Source organism: Bariatricus sp. SGI.154 (genome assembly GCF_050313795.1).
Taxonomy (GTDB): Bacteria; Bacillota; Clostridia; order Lachnospirales; family Lachnospiraceae; genus CAMBRQ01.
On the sequence record NZ_JBNPMC010000010.1, the window covers coordinates 25,186 to 49,891 of the forward strand.

At 44.6% G+C, this 24,706-nt stretch carries 36 protein-coding genes and 1 tRNA gene; 1 reads left to right on the top strand and 36 read right to left on the bottom strand.

Going from position 1 to position 24,706, the window contains the following annotated elements; all coding sequences use genetic code 11:
* Positions 1–27: 27 nt before the first annotated feature.
* From ACQRBN_RS06610 to ACQRBN_RS06785, 36 genes are all read right to left on the bottom strand, one after another.
* Complete coding sequence (locus tag ACQRBN_RS06610) at positions 28–333, bottom strand: HNH endonuclease (RefSeq protein WP_427738201.1); 306 nt, start codon at positions 331–333, stop codon at positions 28–30.
* A 198-nt stretch (positions 334–531) separates the two neighbouring features.
* Complete coding sequence (locus tag ACQRBN_RS06615) at positions 532–963, bottom strand: single-stranded DNA-binding protein (RefSeq protein ID WP_427738202.1); 432 nt, start codon at positions 961–963, stop codon at positions 532–534.
* Positions 960–1,226, bottom strand: a complete 267-nt coding sequence (locus ACQRBN_RS06620) for a hypothetical protein (RefSeq protein WP_427738203.1) — start codon at positions 1,224–1,226, stop codon at positions 960–962. The genes ACQRBN_RS06615 and ACQRBN_RS06620 overlap by 4 nt, the downstream gene beginning before the upstream one ends.
* A 5-nt stretch (positions 1,227–1,231) precedes the next feature.
* Positions 1,232–1,399, bottom strand: coding sequence for a hypothetical protein (locus ACQRBN_RS06625; protein ID WP_427738204.1), 168 nt, complete (start codon positions 1,397–1,399; stop codon positions 1,232–1,234).
* Positions 1,392–1,796: a hypothetical protein gene (locus tag ACQRBN_RS06630; RefSeq protein ID WP_427738205.1), complete on the bottom strand. Its 405-nt coding sequence runs from the start codon at positions 1,794–1,796 to the stop codon at positions 1,392–1,394. The genes ACQRBN_RS06625 and ACQRBN_RS06630 overlap by 8 nt, the downstream gene beginning before the upstream one ends.
* Positions 1,786–2,025 (bottom strand): hypothetical protein, encoded by a 240-nt coding sequence (locus ACQRBN_RS06635; RefSeq protein ID WP_427738206.1) that lies wholly within the window; start codon positions 2,023–2,025, stop codon positions 1,786–1,788. The genes ACQRBN_RS06630 and ACQRBN_RS06635 overlap by 11 nt, the downstream gene beginning before the upstream one ends.
* A complete protein-coding gene (locus tag ACQRBN_RS06640; protein ID WP_427738207.1) occupies positions 2,018–3,298 on the bottom strand; it encodes a ParB/RepB/Spo0J family partition protein in 1,281 nt (426 codons plus the stop codon). The genes ACQRBN_RS06635 and ACQRBN_RS06640 overlap by 8 nt, the downstream gene beginning before the upstream one ends.
* 1 nt (position 3,299) lies before the next feature.
* Positions 3,300–4,100 (bottom strand): ParA family protein, encoded by an 801-nt coding sequence (locus tag ACQRBN_RS06645; protein WP_427738208.1) that lies wholly within the window; start codon positions 4,098–4,100, stop codon positions 3,300–3,302.
* A gap of 46 nt (positions 4,101–4,146) precedes the next feature.
* Positions 4,147–4,587, bottom strand: coding sequence for a VRR-NUC domain-containing protein (locus tag ACQRBN_RS06650; RefSeq protein ID WP_427738209.1), 441 nt, complete (start codon positions 4,585–4,587; stop codon positions 4,147–4,149).
* On the bottom strand, positions 4,588–4,872 hold the full coding sequence (locus ACQRBN_RS06655) for a hypothetical protein (protein ID WP_427738210.1): 285 nt from the start codon (positions 4,870–4,872) through the stop codon (positions 4,588–4,590).
* Entirely contained in the window at positions 4,872–5,006 is a 135-nt protein-coding gene (locus ACQRBN_RS06660; protein ID WP_427738211.1) for a hypothetical protein, read from the bottom strand. The genes ACQRBN_RS06655 and ACQRBN_RS06660 overlap by 1 nt, the downstream gene beginning before the upstream one ends.
* Before the next feature lie 14 nt (positions 5,007–5,020).
* Positions 5,021–5,779, bottom strand: coding sequence for a rolling circle replication-associated protein (locus ACQRBN_RS06665; protein ID WP_427738212.1), 759 nt, complete (start codon positions 5,777–5,779; stop codon positions 5,021–5,023).
* Positions 5,780–5,969: 190 nt separating this feature from the next.
* Positions 5,970–6,125: a hypothetical protein gene (locus ACQRBN_RS06670; RefSeq protein ID WP_427738213.1), complete on the bottom strand. Its 156-nt coding sequence runs from the start codon at positions 6,123–6,125 to the stop codon at positions 5,970–5,972.
* Positions 6,126–6,134: 9 nt separating this feature from the next.
* Positions 6,135–6,737 carry a single-stranded DNA-binding protein gene (locus ACQRBN_RS06675; RefSeq protein ID WP_427738214.1) on the bottom strand — a complete coding sequence of 201 codons (603 nt, stop codon included), beginning with the start codon at positions 6,735–6,737 and terminating at the stop codon, positions 6,135–6,137.
* 60 nt (positions 6,738–6,797) lie between these two features.
* Positions 6,798–7,493, bottom strand: coding sequence for a DUF6273 domain-containing protein (locus tag ACQRBN_RS06680; RefSeq protein ID WP_427738215.1), 696 nt, complete (start codon positions 7,491–7,493; stop codon positions 6,798–6,800).
* 93 nt (positions 7,494–7,586) lie between these two features.
* Complete coding sequence (locus ACQRBN_RS06685) at positions 7,587–7,874, bottom strand: hypothetical protein (protein ID WP_427738216.1); 288 nt, start codon at positions 7,872–7,874, stop codon at positions 7,587–7,589.
* Between the two features lie 19 nt (positions 7,875–7,893).
* Positions 7,894–8,223, bottom strand: a complete 330-nt coding sequence (locus ACQRBN_RS06690; protein ID WP_427738217.1) for a long-chain fatty acid--CoA ligase — start codon at positions 8,221–8,223, stop codon at positions 7,894–7,896.
* A complete protein-coding gene (locus ACQRBN_RS06695) occupies positions 8,216–8,614 on the bottom strand; it encodes a hypothetical protein (protein ID WP_427738218.1) in 399 nt (132 codons plus the stop codon). The genes ACQRBN_RS06690 and ACQRBN_RS06695 overlap by 8 nt, the downstream gene beginning before the upstream one ends.
* The gene (locus tag ACQRBN_RS06700; protein WP_427738219.1) at positions 8,611–8,961 is read right to left on the bottom strand and encodes a hypothetical protein; all 351 of its coding nucleotides are present in this window, start codon (positions 8,959–8,961) and stop codon (positions 8,611–8,613) included. Before ACQRBN_RS06700 ends, ACQRBN_RS06695 begins: the two co-directional genes overlap by 4 nt.
* On the bottom strand, positions 8,948–9,796 hold the full coding sequence (locus ACQRBN_RS06705; protein WP_427738220.1) for a DNA glycosylase: 849 nt from the start codon (positions 9,794–9,796) through the stop codon (positions 8,948–8,950). The genes ACQRBN_RS06700 and ACQRBN_RS06705 overlap by 14 nt, the downstream gene beginning before the upstream one ends.
* Positions 9,797–9,800: 4 nt before the next feature.
* The gene (locus tag ACQRBN_RS06710) at positions 9,801–10,136 is read right to left on the bottom strand and encodes a hypothetical protein (RefSeq protein ID WP_427738221.1); all 336 of its coding nucleotides are present in this window, start codon (positions 10,134–10,136) and stop codon (positions 9,801–9,803) included.
* 186 nt (positions 10,137–10,322) lie between these two features.
* A tRNA-Ile gene (locus ACQRBN_RS06715) sits at positions 10,323–10,395 on the bottom strand.
* 94 nt (positions 10,396–10,489) lie between these two features.
* A complete protein-coding gene (locus tag ACQRBN_RS06720; RefSeq protein ID WP_427738222.1) occupies positions 10,490–11,338 on the bottom strand; it encodes a phosphoadenosine phosphosulfate reductase family protein in 849 nt (282 codons plus the stop codon).
* A gap of 13 nt (positions 11,339–11,351) precedes the next feature.
* Complete coding sequence (locus ACQRBN_RS06725; RefSeq protein WP_427738223.1) at positions 11,352–11,552, bottom strand: helix-turn-helix domain-containing protein; 201 nt, start codon at positions 11,550–11,552, stop codon at positions 11,352–11,354.
* A gap of 282 nt (positions 11,553–11,834) precedes the next feature.
* Positions 11,835–12,749 (bottom strand): CvpA family protein, encoded by a 915-nt coding sequence (locus tag ACQRBN_RS06730; protein ID WP_427738224.1) that lies wholly within the window; start codon positions 12,747–12,749, stop codon positions 11,835–11,837.
* 9 nt (positions 12,750–12,758) lie between these two features.
* Positions 12,759–14,012 carry a DUF5711 family protein gene (locus ACQRBN_RS06735; protein WP_427738225.1) on the bottom strand — a complete coding sequence of 418 codons (1,254 nt, stop codon included), beginning with the start codon at positions 14,010–14,012 and terminating at the stop codon, positions 12,759–12,761.
* A 51-nt stretch (positions 14,013–14,063) separates the two neighbouring features.
* On the bottom strand, positions 14,064–15,131 hold the full coding sequence (locus ACQRBN_RS06740; RefSeq protein ID WP_427738226.1) for a LysM peptidoglycan-binding domain-containing protein: 1,068 nt from the start codon (positions 15,129–15,131) through the stop codon (positions 14,064–14,066).
* A gap of 100 nt (positions 15,132–15,231) precedes the next feature.
* A complete protein-coding gene (locus ACQRBN_RS06745) occupies positions 15,232–15,708 on the bottom strand; it encodes an HD domain-containing protein (RefSeq protein WP_427738227.1) in 477 nt (158 codons plus the stop codon).
* Between the two features lie 104 nt (positions 15,709–15,812).
* Positions 15,813–16,751 (bottom strand): transketolase family protein, encoded by a 939-nt coding sequence (locus tag ACQRBN_RS06750; RefSeq protein WP_427738228.1) that lies wholly within the window; start codon positions 16,749–16,751, stop codon positions 15,813–15,815.
* Positions 16,739–17,575, bottom strand: coding sequence for a transketolase (locus ACQRBN_RS06755; protein ID WP_427738229.1), 837 nt, complete (start codon positions 17,573–17,575; stop codon positions 16,739–16,741). The genes ACQRBN_RS06750 and ACQRBN_RS06755 overlap by 13 nt, the downstream gene beginning before the upstream one ends.
* A gap of 23 nt (positions 17,576–17,598) precedes the next feature.
* On the bottom strand, positions 17,599–18,252 hold the full coding sequence (gene fsa, locus ACQRBN_RS06760) for a fructose-6-phosphate aldolase (protein WP_427738230.1): 654 nt from the start codon (positions 18,250–18,252) through the stop codon (positions 17,599–17,601).
* Between the two features lie 260 nt (positions 18,253–18,512).
* Positions 18,513–19,628, bottom strand: coding sequence for a LacI family DNA-binding transcriptional regulator (locus ACQRBN_RS06765; protein WP_427738231.1), 1,116 nt, complete (start codon positions 19,626–19,628; stop codon positions 18,513–18,515).
* Between the two features lie 97 nt (positions 19,629–19,725).
* Positions 19,726–20,322: a recombination mediator RecR gene (gene recR, locus ACQRBN_RS06770; RefSeq protein ID WP_427738232.1), complete on the bottom strand. Its 597-nt coding sequence runs from the start codon at positions 20,320–20,322 to the stop codon at positions 19,726–19,728.
* Positions 20,323–20,338: 16 nt separating this feature from the next.
* Positions 20,339–20,692 carry a YbaB/EbfC family nucleoid-associated protein gene (locus tag ACQRBN_RS06775; RefSeq protein ID WP_427738233.1) on the bottom strand — a complete coding sequence of 118 codons (354 nt, stop codon included), beginning with the start codon at positions 20,690–20,692 and terminating at the stop codon, positions 20,339–20,341.
* 13 nt (positions 20,693–20,705) lie between these two features.
* Positions 20,706–22,283, bottom strand: coding sequence for a DNA polymerase III subunit gamma/tau (gene dnaX, locus ACQRBN_RS06780; RefSeq protein ID WP_427738234.1), 1,578 nt, complete (start codon positions 22,281–22,283; stop codon positions 20,706–20,708).
* 27 nt (positions 22,284–22,310) lie between these two features.
* Positions 22,311–23,387 carry a 6-phosphofructokinase gene (locus ACQRBN_RS06785; RefSeq protein ID WP_427738235.1) on the bottom strand — a complete coding sequence of 359 codons (1,077 nt, stop codon included), beginning with the start codon at positions 23,385–23,387 and terminating at the stop codon, positions 22,311–22,313.
* Positions 23,388–23,851: 464 nt separating this feature from the next.
* On the opposite strand from ACQRBN_RS06785, the gene map reads away from it, so the two are divergent.
* A complete protein-coding gene (map, locus tag ACQRBN_RS06790) occupies positions 23,852–24,661 on the top strand; it encodes a type I methionyl aminopeptidase (protein ID WP_427738236.1) in 810 nt (269 codons plus the stop codon).
* The last annotated feature ends 45 nt before the right edge of the window (positions 24,662–24,706 follow it).

Sequence of the window (24,706 nt, forward strand, 5' to 3'; positions counted from 1 at the left end):
AGAGTTTGCACTCGGTGTAGTCGGGCTTCAATTTTTTTCAAACAATGGGGGCGGTTTTATGACGTTTCCTGCTTCATCAAACATATAACGCTTCTGCCTTTCCCCTGCATGATGTTCTTTGTTGTGGCAATCTTGGCATAATGCCTCTAAATTATCCCAGTTTAAAGTAATGTCTGTATTATTTATATTCTTTTGTGTTATGTGCCGCTTGTGATGCACGATCTTGGCAGGCTCTCCGCAACGCTCACATAGTCCATGCTGCGCTATCATGTAAGCCTTGCGCGTTTCGTCCCACGCCTTACTCGCATAGAATCCTCTCGCCCACTCTTTCACTTTGCCCGCCTCTTTCCTCTCTTCTTTTCCCAGCGCCCTAAGTTTCATGCGCTGGGCGGAGGTTCGTGTTATGCCATGTATGCTTTGTCCCTCTGCATACATACAGAAAAAGAGCGAGTAGTAAGCCGCTTGGTATAGCTGCTTTCTATTCGCTCTTTAGCACGTTGTAATTATATCATAGCAAATGTGCGCGCGCAATTAACTAAATGGTAATTCTTCGTCTATCCCGTCCGGGATATTCATAAGTCCGTCGTCTCCTGCTATATCTGCCTGTCTGCTTCCCTGTTGCTCCTGCTGCCCCGCTGCCTGCTGCCGCGCTTCTGCTTCTGCCTTACTCTCTCCAAAGCTTACGCTATTCGCCAATACTTCTGTGTAATATACCTTACGTCCGTCTTGATCTTGATAGCTTCCCGCTTTTATCTTTCCTGTTATCTCTACCTTTGTTCCTTTCCCTGTCCACTTCTCTACCCATTCTGCCTGCTTTCCTAAGCAACGTATGTTAATAAAGTCTGTGCTTTTATAATCGTCTACTGCCAGCGTAAACCGCGCTTGTGCCAAGTCTTTATCTTGTCCTACTCGTTTTACTTCCGGCTCCCTTGTAAGCCTGCCCGTTAATGCTACTATGTTCATTTCTTCCGCCCTCTTTCTCTAATCTGCCTTTCGCAATATTGCCAACCTTTGTATTGCCCGTATGTCATTCCCCGCTTCTTGGCTTCCATGGCATCTTTAATTAGCCCCTGCTCCATTCTTTCTTTAGCGTCCTTTTTCGCGCTACTCTTTTTTGTTCGCTTTTGGTCTTGTCTTCTGCAAGCAGTGCAGCAGTACTTTTGCAGTTCCCTGTTTGTTTTAAATTCTTTCCCGCAGTACTTGCATATTTTTATCTTGTCTTCCATGCCAGTTAATCCCCTTTCGGTCTTCCCAATATCTTGTATGGCAATATCCATATTGGTGCTGTTATCAAAATGACAGCTTTAAGCAGAAACAATATAGCTGTTGCGGCTATTTCTACTGCCTCGTTTCCAAAATCTTCTACTGCCTCTACTATCTCGTCCATAAAGTCAAACATTTATATACGCCCCCTCTTCCGTAAATGCTTCCTCTGCTCTCAATTCGTCTGCTGTTTCCTTATACGCCCTTTTGTCCTGTTTGCAATAAAATACTACTCTTGTCTTTATCCCTGCATTGTTTAATTTTTGCTGTATGTTTCTTAGTTCCCGTCTATAAATCTCTTCTCTTTTGCTGTGTGGTGGTCGTGTATAGTCCAGTGGCTTTGCTGTAGTCTGCAACAATTCCCTTAATATTTTTGCTGTTGTTTCCCCGTACTGTCTAAACACGCCTCGCATTATAAATGTCTTTTGCCATATAAACAATTTAAATCCTAATGCTGCCTCTATCTGTTTGAAAAAATCGTTATATGGCTCCGGCACTTCCCTGTATATCCAGTTCTGTACATCATTTTTCATATACTACCTCGCTTTCGTGTTTAATCTCAATACGCCTGCTGCCGTCCTGCTGTATAATCGCCTCTACGCGTAGATAGGCAGGCAGCACTACAACGCTGCCCGCTCTTACCTGTTGCTCAATGTTTTTGCGTATTTTCTCGTATCCCTCTGCCCTAAACATGGTATTGCAGCTTAAAATAATCGTTAACTGCTGCCTTTCATTTCTCTTTTTCTTCTGCCGTTTATTCATTTTCCGCCTTTCCTGTGTCCGTTTCGGACACTTCTTTAAGCCAGCCTCTCTCTACGGCAATCTCTTTTTCGCAAATTCCCAGCACGCAGTACCCCTCTGTAATTGCCGTATGTGTGCTTTCTGTGTCCACGCATGATATATATAACTCTTTTGTATTTCCCGTTGCTTTCCCCGTTACAAACTCCTGTATAACGATAAACTGCCCTGCCTTATACTCTTCATTCTTCAAAATCAAATACGGCAAGACTTTACCGCATACTGCGTTAAATGTTTGTCTTGAAACTCTGGTATACTTTTTCTCTATTGCATTACTTGGCAGGTGCTCCATTTTTTCTGCCTGCATCCACTCCCGTAATTTTCTGCGTGTTTCCTTGTCTATTGCCTCTTGTTCCTCGTCGTAGCGTTGCTCGTCTGTTTTCTCCGCATCCGCCTTATTTATATAAGCGTCGCACTTTTGGCACGTCCCCGTCTTTACGTTGCACTCCGAATAGTTAAGGCATGAATAGCATAGGCTTGTTATGCTTTCCGGGTGTGGGTCTTTGTAATCGTCCCCGGCTTTTCGTTCCTGTACTCTCTTTGCTATCTCTTGTGCTCTGACTTCTCCGCCTGCTGCCGCTGCTGCCGCTATTTCTTTCTGCTCTTCCTCTGGCAGCTTACTTGTCTCGTATGCCGCTGTTATTCCTAAATTGCCCTTTTTAAACTCTTCCTTTGCCTCTTCTCCCAAACTTGCGTTTATTTTGTCCATTCTCGCTATGTTTGTTTTGCTTTCTCCCAGCAGATCGGCTATAGCCTCTCGCAGAGTACCCGGAAGCTCTAAACCGTCTTCTTTTCTCGCTCTCATAATTGCCTTTTTCAGCCTCGCCGCCTGTTCTGTCTTTTCGTAGGCTGTCAATTCTCTGTTATAGGCGTTGCCCACCAGCAAGCTTAACTCAAACGTTGCCTCTGTCATGTCTTTATACAGGTAACGCACACTCTTGTACTCGTTGTGCCCTTTCTCAATCAGCAATTTATTTGCAAGGTTTCGTCTATGTCCGCTTATAATTCTGTATTCCCCGTCTATTCTTGCTAATACTGTCGGCTGCTGCTGTCCAACTGCTAAGAATGTGTCCGCTAATTCCTGTATGTTCTCCATGCTGTAAAAATTGCTTTTGCTCTCTTTTACGTCGTATGGGTTTAGGTAAATTTCTGTATAGTTGTCCACTGTGCCTGCTCCTGCTGCCGTTCTGCTCTTTGCGTTCATAATATCCGTAAAGCTAAATTTGCCTGCTGCCATGTTATTTACCTCTCTTTCTCTCTAAGTACTCTGTTATAAAATTTTTGTAGTCCTGCGCAGCTCCGCAGCGTGGGCTATACTCATATACTGGCTTTCCGAAAAATGTACTTTCTGCTGCCTTGTCTGTATATCTGATTTTTGCAAGCAGTTTTACCGGGCTTTTCTTCTCCAGCCATTCCAGCCCTGCTATATTCGTGTCGTTATTCCTGTACATAGTCACAAGCGCGCCCAGTAATTTAATATCCGGCTTAATCCTCTTTGCCTCTTCTATCTGATCTGCTATAATGTCCAGCCCCTCTAGCGCCCACTCGTCTATTTTCACTGGCACAATAACCTCGTCTGTAATCGCAAGCGCATTTACCACGTTTAATGCTATGTCCGGCGGATTGTCTATAATCATATAGTCGTATTTTCCCCATACGCTGCAATTCCCGTAATATTCCACTTGTGCTTCCAGCAACGCTTTATATCTCGTATGCTGTTCTATGGTCTGGTCTTCCGTAATCTGGTATGTAGCTGCCAATAGTGACATATTCGCCGCTATAATATCTATACCGCCGTACCTTGTGTCTGTTCTCTGTATGATTTCTTCCGGCTTCTGCCATTTCCCGCTTAACAATCGTGCAGCGGCACACATTCCGGCTTCTTCATAAACTCCAAGGGCTTTGCTTATATTCCCCTGCTTGTCATTATCAAGCACAAGCACTTTATAGCTCCGCTTGTCCAGTTCGTATGCCATGTTATAGGCTGTAAATGTTTTTCCTACTCCGCCTTTTAAATTTATTACGCTTATTACTTTCATGTTCTGCCTCTCTTTCTCTCCGTTGAGTCTGGCTTATCGTTAACTTTTATGCTAACGGCATCATTACGCCCTCTTCCAAATTTGGTGCAAACTCTCTTCCTGCATTTTTCAGTGTTCCCATGTCTAAATACTCCGTCAATGTCTGCGCTGCCTGCTGCCAGCCATAACGAACTACGGATAAATAGCCTTGCTTGTTAAGTTTTTTCTGCCATTCCTTTTGCTTTTCTGTCGGTTTATTGTTTCCCACTTTTAACTCTATGTACAGTCCATGGTAGCCGCCTCTCGCTACAGGTAAGCAAATATCCGGCACGCCAGCTTTAACGCCTTGCCTCTTAAGGTTTGCTGCTTCTCTTGCATTTCTTTTCCCGCCATTCGGTATGTGAAAAGCAAGCTCTAACTCTGGATATTTTTCTAACTGCCATTCTATCCAGTTAAATAGCGTTTCCTGTGCTCCGCTCTCGTAGTCTATTCTTACATTTCTTGCCATTTACTCTGCCCTTTCTGTTTTGTAATATTTTCCTTGGCACTCATATACTGCATACTTTATGCCCTTGCGCTCTGCGGTTCCCATATACCTTACGTTTTCCTTGTTTCGTCTCATTCTTCGGATTTCCCACTTTTCCACATTTCGCGCTTTTCTCTCTGCTTTTGTGCACGCTTTCTGCCTTATTGCCCACATTCCGCCATGTGCCATGTTTAAACTTGGTGACGCAATCCCCAGCACTCTATACAAAAAGTTTTTGTAATAAATCCCGTCTCTTGCTTTATACATCACTTTCCCCTTTCTTCTGCTTCCCGTTCTCTTATCTCGTCTGACTCTTTCGCCACCGCTGCTAGACTCACAATAATTACTCCTGCAATTTCGCCCAGTATAAACGCGATCAGCGCTATTACTGCAATCTTCATTTTCTCACCCCTTTCTATTCGAGCTGTACCATGGTGTACTTGAAATACCCGTACCCGTAATACTCCGGGCTTGTAATCCCTTTTTCAGTTCTCTTTTTGTCTATGTAATAGCCTTTCTTAGCTTTAGGCTCGCACCTGTACCAGCTCCTATGTGTTACGATCTCGTATACTGGCTCTGGCTTTGCTAAATTCTTGCTTGCTGCCCAGCGTTTCCCTTGCAGCCGCTCTTCCTTGTCGTCTTTCAAATGTGCATCTGAATATTTTATAAAATATGCTGCTAAATCTGCGTACTGTCCTGTATCATCCAGCGGAAACACCTTTACTCTGTTGTGCCCCTCGTAAGCCTTATACCATGCTTGCTGCAATACCTTAACGTCTATATGGTTTACTACTAAGTGGTGGTGCCTCGCTCCCCTCTTCCCAATCTCCATAACGTGTATGTATTTGAACTCTAGCCCCTGCTTTTTGTAGAGTTTCCGGCACTCTCTTAGAAAAACCTGTATGTCTTTCTTCATTTCGTCTTTTGCTCTATCGGGTTTCCCTTTTTCTCGTATATAGTCAAGCACTACATGGTAATCACCAAATCCAAAATTATTATTTATTAAAAGTCGTAATTTTCTTTCTGCCTGTCTTGTATTTATTTTTTTCTGCTGCTCTTTTGTTGGCTTTACTTTATCTGATCTACTCCCGCCCTTTTTGTTGTACCGGGACGTGTAGTAATATTCTACCTCTACTGTCTTTCCTGCCTTGGTTATCCTTTTGACATACGGCATAATATCTTCCCCTATTCTTCTGTTCCTGTCGGTAAGTTAATACTTTTATCAAGTCTCAACACGCGCCTTTCTTCGCGTTACCATTGACTGTAGCTATGCCATGCCGTATAATTATCTTGTGTTTAATAATGGCTGTATAGCTTAGCCCCTACGGTTCCTTGGACTGTAGGGGCTTTTTCTATGTCTCTTTTCATTTTCTTTCTTTTGCAGCTCTGAAAGCCGTCTCCAATTCTCTATCCTGCTGTGCCGCCTTAATCTTGTGCTGCATGAGTAGCGCACTTGCTGTAGCGACTCTTTTCGTTTTCTGTTTCTGCTGGCGCTGTATCTGCCTCTGTAATTTTCTCATGCTTTCCCTCTATTCTTCGATTTCGTAAGCTGATACCTCATAGCACTTACGCGTTTCTTTTGTTCCGTCCGGCAGCGTTTTAATATACTCCCGGCTCTGTAATCTTCCCTTTATGGCTATTTCGTCGCCCTCTACCATATTTGCCGCTACTTTCGCATAACGCCCCCAGCTAATACATGGGATGAAGCATTTTACTGGCTTCTTAATACAATCCACCTTAATAAACATATCTGTAATATGTTTTCCGTAAGGTGTCTCCCGGTATGTAATGCCCTGCCCTAAACTTCCTATAAGCCTTACTTCGTTTTCGTATTCCCAGTTTTCCCCCTCGATCGGGCGCACTTCCTCGGCAAGCACGTAAACCAGCACTTTGCCCGTCTGTCCGTTTTTGTAAGTCTGCATAGCTCCTACTATAACTACCGCTTCCCCTACTCTTAACGCCTCTCTTACTGTCTCGGTTTCTGCCAGTACTATAGCTTCGTCTTTTGCTCCGCTTTTCCGTTCGGTTTCTACCAGCAGCCTTTCCCCCTTAAATCTCATTCCATTAACTGTTTCTACGTATTCTTCGCTCTTTAGTACTCCTATTAACGCTACTACGTTGTCTCTTTCCATGTCTTCTTTTACCCTTTCTTTGCTTACGAGCGCCCCATGCGTGCGGCGCTCATTTTTATATTATTTTGCAATGACACAAGCCGGGGCGCAGCGATAATCGCTGTTCGCGTTGTTGCCGTAGACGTAGCCGCTCGAGTACACAAACCACGTAATGGAACCGCTGCCGCGATTCGCACTACGAGTCCAATACCAATCTCCGTAACCGTCCTCATTCTGCTTACACATATTTGCCCGGTCGTCGTAAAATGCGTAACGTTCGTCTATTTCTGTCATTTCTTCTACGGAAAGTAAAAAGAAAATATCTGCCGTTTTCTCCCGGTCGTCATTCTTTTTAAGTGCTGCTGCCAGCAGTTCTCTAAATCCTGCCTCAAAACCGTTAATAAACTCCTGCTTTGCAAACTTTTCTCTGATCGTGGACTTTTCCCACTTATTGCGCCCTGCTTCGTCAAATGGCATTTCCGGCAAAAGTAACTTGTGCATTTGTAGTGTAATGCTGTGCTTCTGATCGCCTATCAGCTCTTCCTTGTCAAAGTCCAGAACGTCGAAAACTACAGCCCCTAAATCTTTGTGCTGTACTGTGATCTGGTCGCCCACCTTTAAAAGTTCCTTTGCTTTTCCGATTTCCAGTGCCTCTCCTACCTGTTTCCAAGTTAACCGCTCTGTTACTCTTTTTCTTACTTCCATGTCTTCTACTCCTTTTCTTATAATCTCCGCACTATGTATATAAGCGCTTCCATAATAGTTACCATGTGCCACATTTTAAAGCTGTTGCTTTCCTGCACGTCATTCTTTGCCGCTCTCAACTTTCCAAGCAGCTTTCCTTTATTATCTTTTTCCATATTTGCCTCTCTAAATAAGAATGGTGTAATATGGTGTCATTTGCAGATCGTTAAAACTGTATTCCGGCAGCTTGTCCGGCTCTAACGGTTGCATAAGCCCCAACTCCTGCCAGCGTTTATGCCGGATTTCCGGCACTGCCCTAAATTCCTTTACGTCTTTGCCTTTATAGGCTTCGTACGTTAGCGTATGATCTGCGGATAATGTGGCTACGTACCCGGTAAAAACTTCTTTTCCGTCTTCAATAATGCGTAGCCTGTCTGAATTTTTTATAACTTTAAGAAAGTCCTCAACTGTCATTAGCCGCCACTTCTTTCTCTTACTCTTTTGGCATTTCGTATAATCTTGGTATAGCTGCTGCAAAAGGCGGCATAGGTGTACTGCCTTTTAAATATCCCATACTGCCTGCTGCGTAAAGGTATTCCCCGCACTTTTTCTGTATCTCGTCCAGCACTTCTAAGCATCTTTCTTTTGTTGGGTACTCTGCCAGCTCTTCTAAGCAGCCGTCTGAAATGCAAATTATATGGCGTATTTCTCCCTCTTTCCCTCGCTTGCTAACTGTCCGTTCTCTGTACTCTATGGCATTAAATAAAATGCCGAAAACATACAGTTTTTCTCTGTTCTGGCTGCGGATATAAACGTTACTCATTTTTCTTTACCTCACTTTCTTCGGTGTAGGCAGGTTCTCCATGCTGGCACTCGCCTACCAACCAACCGTTAAGCTCTATTTCTATCTGGTGTCCGTCTGTTCCGTCGTTTATTATGTTGATTTTTCCAAAATACCCATATACCGCGCCGTCCGGCGTATATATCGTTATGCTGCCCTCTGTTTTCGGCTCTGTCATTTCAATAGATAACGGCTTTTCCTGCTGCCCCGCTGCCGCTAATTCCTCGTCCGTCCGGGGCGGCTGCGCCTGCGTCCTGCACCAAATAAGCAGTAGTAAAGCTACAATGCTTACCGCTATAATTACCGCAATATGCACTAATGCTTTGATAAGCTTGTTTTCTCTGCGCCGCTGGTTTTTTGTCGTTCTTTTCATACGCTTAATCTTTTCCTTTCCTCTTCCCAGTCAAAAGAACTACATGCAATACAGCGCTTGCATTTTTCTATTGGCTCGTCGTCTTTTTCATTTGAAAACCCCAAGCACTCCCCAGTCTTTTCTATTGGTGGGTGTCCGTATCTCTTTATTAAGCTACACTGTCTTTTTCTTTGTTCTATCCTGCATTTCTTGCAAACAATTCTTTTGCCCGTTGTGCATCCCTTTTTCCGCGCATAATAAGCAGCCCATGATCTACTCACTCCCTGCCCTGCGCTTCGCCAACCTATTACGTGCTCTCCGCAAACGTCGCAATATACATCTGTCTCTACTTCTCTATATATTGCCATATTCTTCCTCGCTTTCCGGCAAGCCAAACCGCCGCACGTATGCAAATAAGTATTGCTGCACAATTCCAGCACATTCGGGGTATCTGCTTTGTATATATCCGCCGCCTAAATACGCCTCTATCTTTTTAACCCATGTGTCTACCGGGTAACTTTCCAGCTTATGCAATCCGAAAAGGCATATACACTCTGCTACCTTTTCGCCCACTCCAAAAATATTAGTAAGTACCAGCTTTGCTGTATCGTGATCTGCTGCCCGTAGTCGCTCAATATCCACCGCTTTGCAGGCAGCTATTTTAGCTGCATTTATAATCTGCTTGTCCCTATACCCGAATCCCAGCCGCCGCAGTTCTTCTGGCTTCACTTGCGCCAGCTGCTCCGCTGTTGGAAATGTTCTGTACTCTGTGCCGTTTTCTGCCGTTCGCAGACTGCCGTACTCATTGCAAAGGCGCTCTATTAGCAGTGTTACTCTGTCTATGTTAAGGTTTTGGGCTGTAAGGAATGTTATAAGCATTTCCCATGTCTGCTGCCGCAGTATTCTTATACCGCTGCCTGCTTTAGAAGCTGCTTTTATTAGTCCCTTATCGTTTTCGGCTGTGCTTAAGAACCCGGCATAGTTTGTGCCCATGTCGAAGTAGTCATGCCAATAATTTGTAAACTCCTGCTCGCTACAATAAAAATTAAAGGTATACTCTCCTATTTGTTCCACTTCCAAATAAAGCCCGTTTGCAACTATGCTGTATTTATTCCCGGCTTTGTCCAACTTCTGCCACCTAAAACACTGCCCGCTTTCTGCGATCTGCTTTAAATCCAAATTATTTTTGCCTACTGTAATCATTTCCTTAATCCTCTCTTTGGTTTTCCCAATAGTATTTATTTACTATTAGCATTTCTTTACTGAAAATCAGTATTAAACCCATGGGCACTGTTAATAGCGCTATTGTCGCGTCCCCGTCCAGCAAGGGTATTACCAACGCGGTAAAAATCAGCATTGCTACGCCATGCAGCTTTTGCTTTATGTAATACTGGCGGCGGGCTTTCTTTTCCTGCTGCTTCCTGCGTTTTTTTCTTACACTTTCCATAGCATCTGCATAGCCCTGCTGGTATGCGTCTTCTAAATTGGTGCAAATTACTCTCATTGTGTGCCTCTCTTCCTTTGGTGGTGCTCTTATCCTCATGGCAGCCCCACTCCTGCTCTGGCGTATTTTTACCGCGTCGGCTCTTTTCACATTAAAAAGCGCTGAAAACCTGTTGACCGTCCACATACTCTCTGGCTGGTATGATCGCCGCTATTTTCTCGCGGTATACAGTAGTCAGCTATTAGCCTGCTGCCCCTGCTGCAAGTCGCCATTCTTGCTACCAAATACGCCTTGCGGGAATCGAACCCGCCACGCCCAGCTTATAAGGCTGGCGCTCTAACCAGTGAGCTAAAGGCGCTTACTGGCGGCGTTGCCGCCTATGTATATTCTTCGTATATATTGCCCCACTCGTCCATACGTAATTGTCCGTCGCAATTATCGTCCTGCATCCATCACTTAAATACTTTTTGTGCTGTCGCCCACTTATCAAAAATTTGTAATCCTTTGCGCTTTCTTTCTTTTAGCATTTTGTCAAAAGCTCTTATATATGCCTCTTTGTATTTTGGGTAACGTTCAAACTCTGCCCACCTTTTATCCCCTGCTATTGGGCATCCAATGCAACCTATCCTACATTGTCCACAGCTATAAAGCGGGTTAAGCTCTATGTTTTCTTTCCGTATATACCACCAAAGGTAATCATCTTCCCAGTCTATCAATGGGTTAATTAAGGTTTTTGTTGTTCTATAGCAATTTTCTACAAGCTGCCTTGTTTCTGCGTTGTCTAAATTTAAAACTATAACTCCACCTTGTTTATTCACTGATAGGTCTTTATTGCTTTTTGCCTCTTCTTTTATTTTTTGTTTTGGTTTTGGAAAAGTAACTATGCTTTGATTATCTTTTCTATTTTTGCTTTCCGATTTCCGCACGCCTGTTACCAACTTTTCTCCATGTCCGCTATATTCTTTTAAATCAGCGCAGCAATACCTCATAAGCCTCGTTGGTGGTGTGCAATGGTCTACAATCAACTGCCATATGCTACGCTGCGGATATAGTATGTTGTATTTTATTCCTGCCGCTTCGTATTTTCTTTTTTCGTCTCTTACAAAATATACAGTTTCCGGCGCGTCTACTGTGGTGTGATTATGCTGTATTGAAAAATTAAAATTGTATTTCTCTCGCGTCTTCATTGCAATATGCTTTAATACACTACTGTCTTTTCCGCCGCTGTCTGAAATTACACAACCACTATTACCGCAAAGCATATTAAGTAACTCTATTGCATTGTTTTCTTTGTTTTCCATGGTTATCCTCGTGTTAAATCGCTCTCTGCGCCAGCTCTGCACTATATTGCTGCCTGTTTCCACCGCCAGCGCCGCCTCTTTGCAGTTCGTGGTAAATCGTTGCTCTGTGTACATCCATGGCTGCTGCTATTTCTTCTGCTTTCTTCCCAGCTCGGCACATAGCCTCTATAGTCTTTCTGTCCTCATAGCTTAACCGTTTGTACTTTCGTGCCATGTTCCCGCTCTCCTTTCTGATTTTTGGATAAAAAAATAGTGCGATAGAGCTTTTTACACTCTACCGCACCTTGCTTTTACTATTATTTCTGGTAAAAAAATAAATGCGGCAGAGGCTTATTACCTCTTGTCGCATTTAATTTTAAAACTTATCTATCCATTTTATTTTTTCAAGCAGTTCAACTTGTCCTTAAGTTTCTCCGCCTAAAAATCCACCACGTTTCCGCGGTGGATTTTTATAATATCATCTTTTATTTTATGTGTCAAGGGATTTCCTCACATTTTATCGAAAAATTGTCGCCAGTTTCATAATAGGATTATATTCGTATAATGTACTTAGAATTTTGTCCGACTGTATCATCTGGAACATCTCTTTTCCAATAGAGGTTGTATATAATAATGTGATAATAATATACAGCGTCCAGACAATAATCAGCGCCCCTGCCATTCCCATAATTCCCCCGGCAAGACGGTTGAGGAATCCTACTCCCGGCAGTGCCGATACAATATCCAATGCAAATACAATTGCTCTTATGATAATAGTAATGAGCACGAATGTGCATAGGAATGCCACAATATTCACAATCAGTTTCGCCAGGTAATGTCCCACATATTGCGCGAATGTCTCCACTCCCAACTGTTGGTAGACTTCACTGTTATTATTAACAGACAGAAGATTCTTGAATACTTCCGGCAGATCAGCATTCTGGATCGCTGCTATCTGCAGATCTCTTGGAATATCCGCTCCCTCTATCACATCTTCTATGCTCTGCTGCTGGCTGGCACCTACGCCATCCAACACACTTCCGGATATTCCATACTGCGCCAGATCGTCCTTACTGATATTGCCATTTACTATATCATCTATTGTAATTCCATACTGCGCTAATAATTCTTCGCTGACACCTGCCGCGTTCAGAGCCTTTCTCACGCCTTCTGCGGACATCCCGCCTTCGTTTCCAGTGACCTGACCCACGGCTGCATTCGCCATCGTGCTGACCACCTGACTCTTAATCATGTCATCCAGCGGCGTGAATTTCGCGATTGCATCAGCTACATATGGCGTCAGAAAGAACACCAGCACAAGTGTAACCAGTGTTGTTGCCAAAGACACCGTTATCTTAATTGCTCCCCTAATAATTCCTACCACAATACATATCAGAAAGATCACGCCAACCGTTATTAATAACCAATTCATATGTTCTCCTTATTTTACAAGCCGGACTTTCTCCATTCCGTTTGCACTCATCACAATGTATTTATTCACTCCTGCTATCGGGAATATCTCTAATATATTGTTGTTCATCTCCCCGTCAAATTTCTGTATGCCGCTTCGCATGAAGATACTGCACTTCTTGCCATCATACATGATCACTTGCTGACCACAGATCTTTACATTATCGTAGTCGCCTGTAAAATCTTCAGACATAGCCACCTTGCCGCTGGCACTATAAAGTCGCAATTCATATCCTTCTTTTCCTTCATTTTGCAAAACCATGCCAATATACCGATCACTATGGAACAGACTCTTAATCTGTTTTTCAATCGTGATCGTTGTTACTTCCTCCGGCTTCTTGTCCCCCCGGTATATGACGAGACAGTCATCACCGACCGCCGCGGAAGTAGACTTATTAAGGAAGAAACCTGATGCCATAATGGTATTTTCACAGTCCTTGCCGACAACCTGATGATCTGTCTCTTCTTCTCCTGCCTCACCGAAATTATAATAAGCGATTCTGGAAGTAATCTTGCCTTCCTGTGTATAGAGGTAAAGCACCTGCATCATCTCGCCATCCTCAGACAAAGCCACATCCAGCGGATAGCCCGTCCCAGTCAGGGAGGTCTTGTGCTCGACAAGGATATTGCCCGCAGTATCATAACACATAATCTTCGCAGAGGAATCATTTTTCAGAATCGCACTTACAATTCCCTGTTCCGACACACTGATCTTCTCTATCGGCATCGTGGTGTGAATCTCACCTTTTATCCCATCCTCCTGAAACACCAGGATGTCATTGCCACCTTTATCTGCGACTGCCGCGCATGTTTCTCTCACATCCACAAAAGGATTCTTAATCTGGTAAGAGTGGTTCCACCTCTCCTCTCCCTTCTGATCTAGATAGGAAATGCCATCACGACTGTATTTTAACACGCCTTTCGCGAATTGAGCGTAGTTATTATTCGCTGCGCCTTCGCTGGCATACACCTCTGTCGTCCTCGCCTGGCTATAGGTCTGGAGATTAACCAGAAGATATACACCAATTGCAGCCGCAAGCACCACTGCCGTGATAATCACAATTCTGCGCCTTCGCTCAGCCTTATGCTTCTTGATCTGCTCCTCCAGGTCATTCGCTGTACCATCTTCACTATTCAATTCTTTGATAATATCTTCTACGATCTTGTCCGTTAAGTCTTTCTGGTCTCTGACAACATGAAGGTTTTTATTCTTTCGCTGTATCATCCGTCTCCCCTTTGTTGTTTTTCATTTGTGCTGATTATACCACAATTTCCCCTAAGGTAATAGTAATTTTTGTCCTATGTAGATGAGATTGCCGTCTGTAAGACCATTCATCTTGCAAATGGCATCTACATGAGATGTATCTCCATATAGTTTCACGCTGATGCTATCCAATGTATCACCTTTCTGTACCATATAGAAATCATCCTCGCTTAATTGCTCCTGAATGGTGGATGTCTCCGGGACTGCTCCTCCGCTGCCGGCATCTGCTGTATCCACATTTTCAACGGTTCCGTTCGCCTCTATGGCATCTCCTTCTTCACTGACTGTTCCGGTCTGACTCTCCGTCCGGTTCACCGACTGGGACAACGATTCCAGAGAATTCTGGACAGCCTCCATCTTATCGAAATTATTAACGGTTGAGATACCGATTGCAAGCACCACTACAACCAGCAGCACGCTTGTCAGATACACAAGCCTCGAATTCTGCCGCTGCTCCTTGTCTTCCATCTTCTCTCTTACGACACTACGAAAATCCTTTGCAGCTCGATCCTCAACCATTTCGCTGGGAGTCACGCCATTCTTCTTGCGTGTGGAGATCATATAATTCTGCATGGCAGGGTTCTTCTCATAATAGATGTAATGCCCACCCATCTGCATGAGTTCTCCGTATTTATAGGCATAGTAGATCTCTTCATTCTCCTGGGCATCCTTCCAGACGAACAGTGTATGCTCTTTTGGAAATGACCTGCTATGGATCTTTGTAATCTCCCGATTCTGTCCCATAGGATGTCCGCTTTCAATCAGACACCATCCAATCACATCTCCGGATGGGAAATATTTCTTTCTCTCTTCTTCTGCTTCTTTTAATATCTCTTCTTTTACTACAACCTCCGAGCCGCCAGCCTGAACATCCTTCAGTTGTATCGCGCCGGAGACATATACCACAGCCTGTCCTTCCTGCGTCAATAATTCACCGATCAGCACAACGCCTGCAGGCTCTTCTTTCGCCTGCTGTTTTAACTGGTTCAGATAGATATCCACATAATCTTCTACGTATATCTTAGGCTCATCGCTTACGTTTCCTATCTGTCTTACATTTTTGGGAAATTGTCTTTCCATATACTCTCACCTCATCTTGTTATATTTTTGCTAATGATAGCATATGGAATCTGCGTATTTTATCAATCGGTGGGACTTGTCCCAGGAAATTTCCGGCATGTTACGGTCGTTTTCGACGGCTTGTCTCACACACTCCACAATACTTGTCTGTAAGCGTCGTAATCCAGCCTTCTTTGGTTCTCGGAAGTCGGTAAAACGTAACCGGCCACATATGATTCAAGATGATATCTTTTTCTATTTTATTAAGCGCAAAGAACTTCTTCGCATTCTGATAAGCCTCCACAGGATGCGTCAGACCATGGAAATGCTTACCCGTCCGCGCCGCATGGGTATGCCAGTCATATAGGAAAAGGTCATGAAGCATCCCGGCTCTTGCCGCCGAACGGGCATCCAGATGCAGAAATCGGCATAGCCTGTAGTTGTTATAAGCAACATTCATACAGTGCTGGTAACAGTTGGTGGTTCCATGATGTGGATAGAGTTTCATGCGCAGCACGACAGGGTGCGCGGCAATATCTTTGATTGCCTCATAGAACCTCTCTTTTTCACGATGTTTTCTTCTAAGCCTTTGTTTCATTGTCCTACCTTCTTCCCACATTCACATTATCCACGAAGTTCAAAAAGGCGTTCTGCGAATGATCCCTCATCCGCAAAACGCCGCTCTCATATCAAAACATTTTCTTATACAAATGCTTTTACTTTCTCATAGATACTGTCTGCATCTAATCCGTATTTCTTAATCAACTGTACTGCCGGGCCTGACTCGCCAAATACGTCGTTCACACCAATCTTCAGTACTTTAGCAGGTGCTTTCTCTGCAACCACATCGCATACAGCACTTCCAAGTCCACCGATTACGGAGTGCTCTTCTACCGTTACGATCTTGCCCGTCTTAGCCGCTGCTGCGATGATTGCTTCCTCATCCAGTGGCTTGATAGTATGAATATTAATTACTTCTGCACTGATTCCATCTGCTGCCAGTTTCTCTGCTGCTGCCAGGGACTCAGATACCGGAAGACCGGTTGCGATAATCGCAACGTCCGTTCCTTCACGCAGAGTGATTGCCTTGCCAAGTTCGAACTTATAATCTTCGTTATCGTTAATCACCGGAACTGCAAGCCTTCCAAAACGAAGGTACACAGGTCCTACATGTTCATAAGCTGCCTTTACTGCCGCTTTTGCCTCTACATCATCAGAAGGATTGATAACAACCATTCCCGGGATGGTTCTCATCAGGGCAATATCTTCATTACACTGATGGGTCGCTCCATCTTCTCCTACAGAGATTCCGGCATGTGTTGCGCCAATCTTAACATTCAATTTCGGGTATCCGATGGAGTTACGTACCTGCTCGAATGCACGTCCCGCTGCGAACATTGCAAATGAACTTGCGAATGGTACTTTTCCTGTTGTCGCGATTCCTGCTGCAACACTCATCATATTGCCCTCTGCAATTCCGCAGTCAATATGACGTTCCGGAAATGCCTTTTTGAATATGCCTGTCTTCGTAGCCCCTGCCAGGTCTGCATCCAGTACTACTACATCTTCATGTTCTTTGCCCAACTCAGCCAAAGCATTACCGTAGCTTTCTCTTGTTGCGATCTTCTTTACTTCTGACATAATGCTTCACCTACTTTCTCTAAATCTGCCATTGCTACTGCATACTGATCATCATTTGGAGCCACTCCATGCCAGGAAGCCTGATTCTCCATGAAGGAAACACCTTTGCCCTTTACAGTCTTAGCAATGATTGCTGTCGGCTGTCCCTTAGTCTCTTTTGCCTCTTTGAATGCAGCATCGATCTGATCGAAATCATTTCCATCAATATTGATTACATGGAAATTAAATGCTTCAAACTTCTGATCGATTGGATATGGAGAGTTGACTTCATCGATTGCTCCATCGATCTGAAGGTTGTTGTTATCTACAATTACAACGAGATTGTCCAGTTTTCTGTGTGCTGCCAGCATGGATGCCTCCCATACCTGACCTTCCTGGATCTCGCCGTCGCCAAGCAGGGTATATACTCTGTAGTCGTCGCCAGATAATTTGGCTGAGATTGCCATACCCACTGCTGCTGAGATTCCCTGTCCGAGAGAACCACTTGACATATCTACGCCTGGGATATGCTTCATATCCGGATGTCCCTGCAGATAAGAACCTACTTTACGAAGTGTGGTAAGGTCTTCTACCGGGAAGAATCCTCTATGTGCCAGTGTAGAGTAGTATCCTGGTGCTGTATGCCCCTTGGATAATACAAAACGGTCGCGGTCTGCTTTCTTCGGATCTGCCGGATCGATATTCATCTCTTCGAAAAACAGATATGTGTAGATGTCTGCTGCGGACAGAGAACCGCCCGGATGTCCGGATTTGGCGCTGTGTACCGCAGTAACGATGCCCTTGCGGACCTCATTTGCTGTCTTCATTAACTCCAATTTGTTCATGATGTTCCTCCTAATCTATGATTTTACTCGCCGAACACTGCCTTGTAGTCTGCCTGGAATTTTGCGATTCCTGCGTCTGTTAATGGATGCTTTGTCATCTGCTCGATTACAGAATATGGAACTGTTGCGATATCAGCACCTGCTAATGCGCAGTCTGTTACGTGCATTGGGTGACGTACGCTTGCTGCGATGATCTGTGTTGTGATGCCTGCTGTCTTGAAGATCTCTGCAATCTCTGCGATCAGGTCTGTACCTCTTACGGAGATATCGTCCAGACGACCCAGGAATGGAGATACGTAAGTAGCGCCTGCTCTTGCTGCTAATAATGCCTGGTTCGCTGTGAAGATTAGTGTTACGTTTGTCTTGATTCCTTCAGCAGTTAACTGCTTGCATGCTTTTAAGCCTTCTACTGTCATTGGGATCTTTACTACCATATTCGGGTGGATCTTAGCAATCTCTCTTCCTTCTGCGATCATGCCTTCTGCATCAACAGTTGTTGCTTTCACTTCTCCGCTGATTGGTCCGTCTACGATAGATGCGATCTCTGCGATAACTTCTTCAAATACTCTTCCTTCTTTTGCGATCAGAGATGGGTTGGTTGTTACTCCGCAGATGACCCCCATGTCATTTGCTTTCTTAATGTCTTCTACTTTGGCTGTGTCGATGAAAAATCTCATTTTTCTTCCTCCTTTTGATTCGGTGAACCGATTCACCTTGCGCTGTTTGCTTCATGATTGGATTATAACTTATAGGGGGAAGGTTGGTCAATAGCGCCTGATTTTTATTAATAATTTCTTTTGTTAATAATTCTATTTTATCAACACAAGATTGTTATATTTTTTTCAAATTTTAATTGACTATTTTTTTATCGCCGTGTTTTAGACGTTTCTGTATTTCTCAGAATTCATTTTTATTAATAATAATTTTAAGAAATACATTAATTTTTATTTTTTATTCCTCTTTTTCTTGGCTCTTTGGCATAAGATGTTGTTCCTCTTATAATGAGTTTCGGCTCATATTCTACATGATATGTGCTGATTGGCTCGATCTCAGAATATGGTGTATGGTGGGACGCTATTTTCTTCATAATAATGTCACATGCATCTCTGCCTTTAAAGATGACAAAGTGCTCTATCGTCGTAAGATCCACCTTGTGCATCCGAGCAAATAAGGTGTTGTCGCATCCCATAACGGACATCTCTGACGGCACTTTAATCTTTGCTTCATGAAGTGCATCCAGAATGCCGAATGCGATCATATCATTCAAGCCTACAATTGCGGTGATATTTTTCTCTTCCTGCAATAATTCACGCGTCAGGTCGTATCCGATCTTATATTCGGAATCTATATTGGCAATATCCAGATCTATCTCTTCTTTCGCCGCCTTAATCACTACCTGATCTTTCATCCCTACTTTTTCATACTCTTTTAAGAAGCCTTCCACTCTCTTAGAACGCTGCTTCTGGCGTGCAGTAAGAGGCGGTGCTATATATGCCACTTTACGGTGACCCAGTTCCAGTAGATGGCGCGCCATGATCCTGCCGAGTTTGGAATTATCCAATTCCACCGCGTCTACATCCATCTTCTCATTCTGGTTATTAATAATCGCCACCGGTATCTTCTGCGACAGTTCCTGCACCAGATCCATAAAGCAGTGGCTGGGATTGCAGGTATAGATAATGCCCAGAGGTTTCAGTTCCCACATCATCTTGAGATAGCGCTCCTCCATCTTCAAGTCCCTTTGCGTATTGCAGACGAACAGACCGAAGCCTTGCTCCTTGGCGCGGGATTCAATTCCCTGCAGCAGCATGACATAATATGGATTCGTCAGGTTCGAGCAGAACACTACCAATAGTTTCTCTTTTTTCGAGCCTTTCCTGGTCTTGCGCCTGGGCGGAACGTAGCCTAAATCTTTCGCTGCTTTTTCCACTTTCTCTATGGTATCTTTGGAAAAGGAGACGTTGTACTTCTTATTCAGGATCATGGAGACAGTTGATTGGGAGACACCGGCTGCTCTCGCAATATCTGTAGATGTAATTTTCTTCTTTTTCATTTTATATTTACCTCAATTGGGGACAGGGCAAATTCAAAAAGGGACACGGCTATTTCAATTGGGGACGGGGGAAATTGCAAAAACCCCCGTCCCCAATTTATAACTGTGTACGACCTTCGAGCGCCCGAAGCAATGTTACTTCATCTATATACTCCAGATCCCCTCCCACAGGAACTCCGCTGGCAATTCTGCTGACTTTAATTCCCGTAGGCTTAATCAATTTGCTGATATACATTGCAGTGGTCTCTCCCTCGAGACTTGAGTTGGTCGCAATGATCACTTCATCCACATCTCCTTGCAGACGTTCGATCAACTCCTTTAGCTTAATGTCTTCCGGTCCGATGCCAAGCATCGGGGAGATCGCCCCGTGGAGTACGTGGTATACACCACCATATTTCCCGGTCTTCTCGTATGCTGCCAAGTCTCTCGTATTCTCTACCACCATGATGGTCTTGTGATCCCGGTTCTCATTTCTGCAGATCGGGCACAGTTCCTGGTCCGTAAGGGTATAGCATTCGGAGCAATATCTAACATTCTCTTTGGCTTCTACCATCGTATTAGCAAGCCTTTTTACATCCTCCAAAGGCATATGTATCAAGTGAAAAGCCAGCCTTGCCGCTGACTTTGATCCTATGCCCGGGAGGCATGATAATTCTTCAATTAATCTGCTTATCTGGTTACTGTAGTAATCCATGTATCTTAACTCCCTGTTAGAATAATCCAGGCATCTGGCCGCCCATTCCGCCTGTGAATTTGGACATTGCGGACGCGGATGCTTCGTCTACTTTGCCAAGCGCCTCATTGACGGCTGCCACGATCAGGTCTTCTAACATCTCAACATCATCCGGATCTACTACTTCTTCATCCAGCTTCACTTTCAGCAACTGCTTCGTTCCGGAGACCGTCACTTCTACCGCGCCGCCGCCTGCAGTTGCGCTGAACTCCTTCGTCTCCATCTCTTTTGCCTGTTCTTCCATCTGACGCTGCATCTTCTGCGCCTGTTTCATCAGATTCGCCATATTTCCCGGCATTCCTCCGCCTGGGAATCCACCTCTTTTTGCCATAATTCATATCCTCCTAATCTTCTACTGTTATCTCCATATGGATCAGATCTCCAAGATTCTCAAGATCTACAAAATTATCTTCAAATCTCCGGCCTTCTTCCAACTGCCGGATCTCCGTCTCAACCTTCTTCCCAATCTTCTCTTCAATCAGGCTTTCAATCTCTGCTTTATGCTCCGCTGCCGCCACGAAACTTGCGCTCACCTCGTCCGGGAATACAATCAGCAGACGATTCCCTTCTCCGGCGCTGAGCCTCGCTTTCTTAAGATACGTTCTAAGAAGCGGAGAAGCGTTATTTGCAATCGACCGAAAATCCTTCGCAACCGCTTTGACATCTTCATTCAGCGCTTTAGGAAGTTCCGGTTTTGGCTTCTTCTCCTTCTGCGGCTGATCTCCATTTACATAAACGATCTTTTCCCGCGCAGAGACTTCCGGAAGCCCTTCCTCTAATTGCTTCTCAATCGCACGAATGCGGTCAAGCAGCGCATCCTGGTTCGTATCCATCGCCGGCCTGCACAATTTGATCATGGTGACCTCCAGCAGAACCCGCTTCTGGGTTGCGTATTTTAGTTGATTGGTAAGGTCTGAGAAGATTCTAATATAACGGATTAACGTGTCGTTGTCAATCATCTGCGCCTCTTCTTTTAACTGCGCAAGATTCTCTGACGACACATCCAATACATCTTCCATATTATCTGAACTTTTCACCAGCAGAAGATTCCGGAGATACCAGGTAAAATCCGACGCCATCTGGGACAACTCCCGCCCCTGCATCACCAGTTCTTCCACCGTCTCTATCACTCTATGCACATCCATAGAGATCAATTCCCGAAGGAGCCGGCTGAACACTTCCGTATCCACGGCTCCCAGGACTTCTAACACATGATCGTAAGTCAGTCTCTCACCGATATAGAACGCCACACACTGATCCAGAAGACTTAGGGAATCTCGCATGGAGCCGTCCGCCATCTTCGCAATATAGCGGACCGCCTTCTCCTCCACATCCCACTGTTCTTTTTCAATCAGTTCCCGAAGCCTTGCGGAAATGGTTTCGATCGAAATCCTCTTGAAATCATACCGCTGGCACCTGCTTAAGATGGTAATCGGAATCTTATGCGCTTCCGTCGTCGCCAGAATGAATATCACGTATTCCGGCGGCTCCTCCAGTGTCTTAAGCAGTGCATTGAACGCTCCTATGGAGAGCATATGAACCTCATCTATGATATAGACTTTATATCGCCCTTCTGTGGGACGGTATGCCACTTCTTCCCGAATCTCACGGATATTATCCACACCGTTATTCGATGCCGCATCAATCTCGATCACATTCATGGACGCACCAGATGCAATCGCCTTACACATGGCACACTCGCCGCATGGACTTCCATCTACCGGATGTTCACAATTCACTGCTTTTGCAAATATCTTCGCCACGGTGGTCTTCCCCGTCCCCCGCGTTCCGCAGAACAGATAGGCGTGACCGATACGCTCAGCCTTAATCTGGTTCTTTAACGTTTTTACAATGGCGTCCTGCCCTTTAACATCCTCGAATTCATCAGGACGGAACTTCCGGTATAATGCCGTATATGACATCTATTTACACTCCCTGTCTACTTCGTCTTATTTTACACCGAAACTGATACCTGTCAGTTCTGCTTCTTTGATAATATCAGACTTCGGATCTACGTATTTTAACTTGCCTGCTACTTCAGCCAACGGAACACGTACAATATCGTTCTTCTTAACAGCCATCATCTTTCCAAAATCGCCATCCAAAATTGCCTCTGCGGCTGCTGCACCGAGTCTTGTGGAAAGTACACGGTCATATGGACACGGAGATCCGCCTCGCTGTGTATGTCCAGGAACTGTGATACGTACTTCCTGATCCGTCTTCTTCTGGATTCTCTCAGCCACTTCGTATGCTACGGATGGATATTTCTTCTTTGCTGCCTTCTCTTTCAGTTCTTTCTTAGAAAGTTTCGCATCTTCTTTGGAAATCGCACCTTCTGCAACCGCAATGATCGTGAATCTCTTTCCGGCTGCTTTTCTCTTATTGATTGCCTCTGCAACCACATTGATATCATATGGAATCTCAGGAAGCAGGATGATATCAGCGCCGCCGGCAATACCTGCATGCAGGGTTACCCAGCCAACCTTATGTCCCATAACCTCAACGATGAATACACGGCTGTGGGATGTTGCTGTTGTGTGGATCTTGTCAATCGTATCCGTAGCAATATCAACCGCACTCTGGAATCCGAATGTCATATCCGTTCCCCACAGGTCGTTATCAATTGTCTTCGGAAGAGTGATCACATTCAAACCCTCTTCTCTTAACAGGTTCGCCGTCTTATGTGTACCGTTACCGCCAAGCACTACCAGGCAGTCCAGGTTCAACTTATGATACGTATGCTTCATCGCCTCAACCTTGTCCAGACCATTCTCATCCGGCACTCTCATCAACTTGAACGGCTGTCTGGAAGTTCCGAGGATTGTTCCTCCTACCGTCAGGATTCCTGAGAAATCTCTGGAAGTCAGCATCTTGAAGTTCGAATAGATCAATCCCTTATATCCTTCCTGGAATCCGTAGATCTCTACATCATCTCTCTTAGAACAAATCCCCTTTACAACACCACGCATCGCTGCATTTAGTGCCTGACAGTCTCCTCCGCTTGTAAGCATTCCTATTCTTAACATACGCTACTCCTTTCTTTTTCACATCTTTTTCGTACATTATGATTGGGTGTGATGTCTTTTGGCAACACACAATATAATGAAATTATACCCCATTTTTTATTATCATACAATAGTTTGGGGTGGGGGAATTTGAAATGCTGGAATTCGGTTGCTGGTCAGTGGACGCAGTTCTGAGATCCGGCATATACCACGCAAACGGTGCAACATTCCGGTGAACTAACTACTAACTACGACTAAGACGTTCAGGAAAGCCTTCACGTCTAAGTCTTCGTAAGTAGTGGATTTCACCTCCATTAAAAGCGCGCCTGAATTGTTTGCTTAGATATATGCCGGATCTCAGAACTGCTGTGTGCACTAGTCAGCGACTGAATCCCACCCTAACGAAATCCCCCGAAAATAGTCCCACTTGACAGGGGTGTTATAATGAAGATTGAAGGTATTAACATAGAAAGCAGGTAAATGTTGTGGATAAGTTAGATATAAGATTGTGGTCTTTGGCGGCGAAGGGGCAGATTGTTCCTGACCGTTCCTTATTGAAGACACTGGAGCAGATTGAAGCTATTAAGAAAAGTGCCGCGCTGAACACCGCGGTTTTGGATCATGTGGCTGCTCATATTCATGCAGGTATGAGTACGGCTGAGATTGACCGTTTGGTTTATGATTTTACAACGGAGCATGGCGGGATTCCGGCGCCGCTTAATTATGAAGGATTCCCGAAGAGTGTATGTACTTCTATTAACAATGTAATCTGTCATGGAATCCCGGATGAGAACGAGATTCTGGAAGAGGGGGATATCATTAACGTCGATGTGTCGACCATTTTGGACGGATATTTCTCTGATGCTTCCCGTATGTTTACCATTGGGGACATCTCTCCTGAGGCAGAGAAGATTGTACGGGTCACTAAGGAGTGTGTGGAACTCGGGCTGAAAGCCGCAAAACCTTGGGGACACCTTGGAGATATCGCCTATGCGATCAATTCCCATGCCCAGGCAAATGGCTATTCTGTCGTAGAAGAAATCGGCGGTCACGGAATCGGTCTTGAGTTCCATGAGGAGCCTTTCGTCAGTTATGTAACACCAAAGGGCAGCGAGATGGTTCTGGTTCCGGGGATGATGTTCACCATCGAGCCGATGATCAACGAAGGAAGCCCAGACTTCTTCATAGACGAAGACAACGGCTGGACCGTATATACCATCGACGACGGTCTCTCTGCTCAGATTGAATATATGGTACTGATTACCGAGACAGGCGTAGAAGTTCTAACCAGATAATTGTCCGCCAAATGTATAAAATACAGGAGGGAGCATCATCCGAAC

Coding starts and splice junctions, on each gene's coding strand:
- ACQRBN_RS06615 (WP_427738202.1), bottom strand. CDS start 963: ATGAACATAGTAGCATTAACGGGCAGGCTTACAAGGGAGCCGGAAGTA.
- ACQRBN_RS06620 (WP_427738203.1), bottom strand. CDS start 1,226: ATGGAAGACAAGATAAAAATATGCAAGTACTGCGGGAAAGAATTTAAA.
- ACQRBN_RS06625 (WP_427738204.1), bottom strand. CDS start 1,399: ATGTTTGACTTTATGGACGAGATAGTAGAGGCAGTAGAAGATTTTGGA.
- ACQRBN_RS06630 (WP_427738205.1), bottom strand. CDS start 1,796: ATGAAAAATGATGTACAGAACTGGATATACAGGGAAGTGCCGGAGCCA.
- ACQRBN_RS06635 (WP_427738206.1), bottom strand. CDS start 2,025: ATGAATAAACGGCAGAAGAAAAAGAGAAATGAAAGGCAGCAGTTAACG.
- ACQRBN_RS06640 (WP_427738207.1), bottom strand. CDS start 3,298: ATGGCAGCAGGCAAATTTAGCTTTACGGATATTATGAACGCAAAGAGC.
- ACQRBN_RS06645 (WP_427738208.1), bottom strand. CDS start 4,100: ATGAAAGTAATAAGCGTAATAAATTTAAAAGGCGGAGTAGGAAAAACA.
- ACQRBN_RS06650 (WP_427738209.1), bottom strand. CDS start 4,587: ATGGCAAGAAATGTAAGAATAGACTACGAGAGCGGAGCACAGGAAACG.
- ACQRBN_RS06655 (WP_427738210.1), bottom strand. CDS start 4,872: ATGTATAAAGCAAGAGACGGGATTTATTACAAAAACTTTTTGTATAGA.
- ACQRBN_RS06660 (WP_427738211.1), bottom strand. CDS start 5,006: ATGAAGATTGCAGTAATAGCGCTGATCGCGTTTATACTGGGCGAAATT.
- ACQRBN_RS06665 (WP_427738212.1), bottom strand. CDS start 5,779: ATGCCGTATGTCAAAAGGATAACCAAGGCAGGAAAGACAGTAGAGGTA.
- ACQRBN_RS06670 (WP_427738213.1), bottom strand. CDS start 6,125: ATGAGAAAATTACAGAGGCAGATACAGCGCCAGCAGAAACAGAAAACG.
- ACQRBN_RS06675 (WP_427738214.1), bottom strand. CDS start 6,737: ATGGAAAGAGACAACGTAGTAGCGTTAATAGGAGTACTAAAGAGCGAA.
- ACQRBN_RS06685 (WP_427738216.1), bottom strand. CDS start 7,874: ATGACAGTTGAGGACTTTCTTAAAGTTATAAAAAATTCAGACAGGCTA.
- ACQRBN_RS06690 (WP_427738217.1), bottom strand. CDS start 8,223: ATGAGTAACGTTTATATCCGCAGCCAGAACAGAGAAAAACTGTATGTT.
- ACQRBN_RS06695 (WP_427738218.1), bottom strand. CDS start 8,614: ATGAAAAGAACGACAAAAAACCAGCGGCGCAGAGAAAACAAGCTTATC.
- ACQRBN_RS06700 (WP_427738219.1), bottom strand. CDS start 8,961: ATGGCAATATATAGAGAAGTAGAGACAGATGTATATTGCGACGTTTGC.
- ACQRBN_RS06705 (WP_427738220.1), bottom strand. CDS start 9,796: ATGATTACAGTAGGCAAAAATAATTTGGATTTAAAGCAGATCGCAGAA.
- ACQRBN_RS06710 (WP_427738221.1), bottom strand. CDS start 10,136: ATGAGGATAAGAGCACCACCAAAGGAAGAGAGGCACACAATGAGAGTA.
- ACQRBN_RS06720 (WP_427738222.1), bottom strand. CDS start 11,338: ATGGAAAACAAAGAAAACAATGCAATAGAGTTACTTAATATGCTTTGC.
- ACQRBN_RS06725 (WP_427738223.1), bottom strand. CDS start 11,552: ATGGCACGAAAGTACAAACGGTTAAGCTATGAGGACAGAAAGACTATA.
- ACQRBN_RS06730 (WP_427738224.1), bottom strand. CDS start 12,749: ATGAATTGGTTATTAATAACGGTTGGCGTGATCTTTCTGATATGTATT.
- ACQRBN_RS06735 (WP_427738225.1), bottom strand. CDS start 14,012: ATGATACAGCGAAAGAATAAAAACCTTCATGTTGTCAGAGACCAGAAA.
- ACQRBN_RS06740 (WP_427738226.1), bottom strand. CDS start 15,131: ATGGAAAGACAATTTCCCAAAAATGTAAGACAGATAGGAAACGTAAGC.
- ACQRBN_RS06745 (WP_427738227.1), bottom strand. CDS start 15,708: ATGAAACAAAGGCTTAGAAGAAAACATCGTGAAAAAGAGAGGTTCTAT.
- ACQRBN_RS06750 (WP_427738228.1), bottom strand. CDS start 16,751: ATGTCAGAAGTAAAGAAGATCGCAACAAGAGAAAGCTACGGTAATGCT.
- ACQRBN_RS06755 (WP_427738229.1), bottom strand. CDS start 17,575: ATGAACAAATTGGAGTTAATGAAGACAGCAAATGAGGTCCGCAAGGGC.
- fsa (WP_427738230.1), bottom strand. CDS start 18,252: ATGAGATTTTTCATCGACACAGCCAAAGTAGAAGACATTAAGAAAGCA.
- ACQRBN_RS06765 (WP_427738231.1), bottom strand. CDS start 19,628: ATGAAAAAGAAGAAAATTACATCTACAGATATTGCGAGAGCAGCCGGT.
- recR (WP_427738232.1), bottom strand. CDS start 20,322: ATGGATTACTACAGTAACCAGATAAGCAGATTAATTGAAGAATTATCA.
- ACQRBN_RS06775 (WP_427738233.1), bottom strand. CDS start 20,692: ATGGCAAAAAGAGGTGGATTCCCAGGCGGAGGAATGCCGGGAAATATG.
- dnaX (WP_427738234.1), bottom strand. CDS start 22,283: ATGTCATATACGGCATTATACCGGAAGTTCCGTCCTGATGAATTCGAG.
- ACQRBN_RS06785 (WP_427738235.1), bottom strand. CDS start 23,387: ATGTTAAGAATAGGAATGCTTACAAGCGGAGGAGACTGTCAGGCACTA.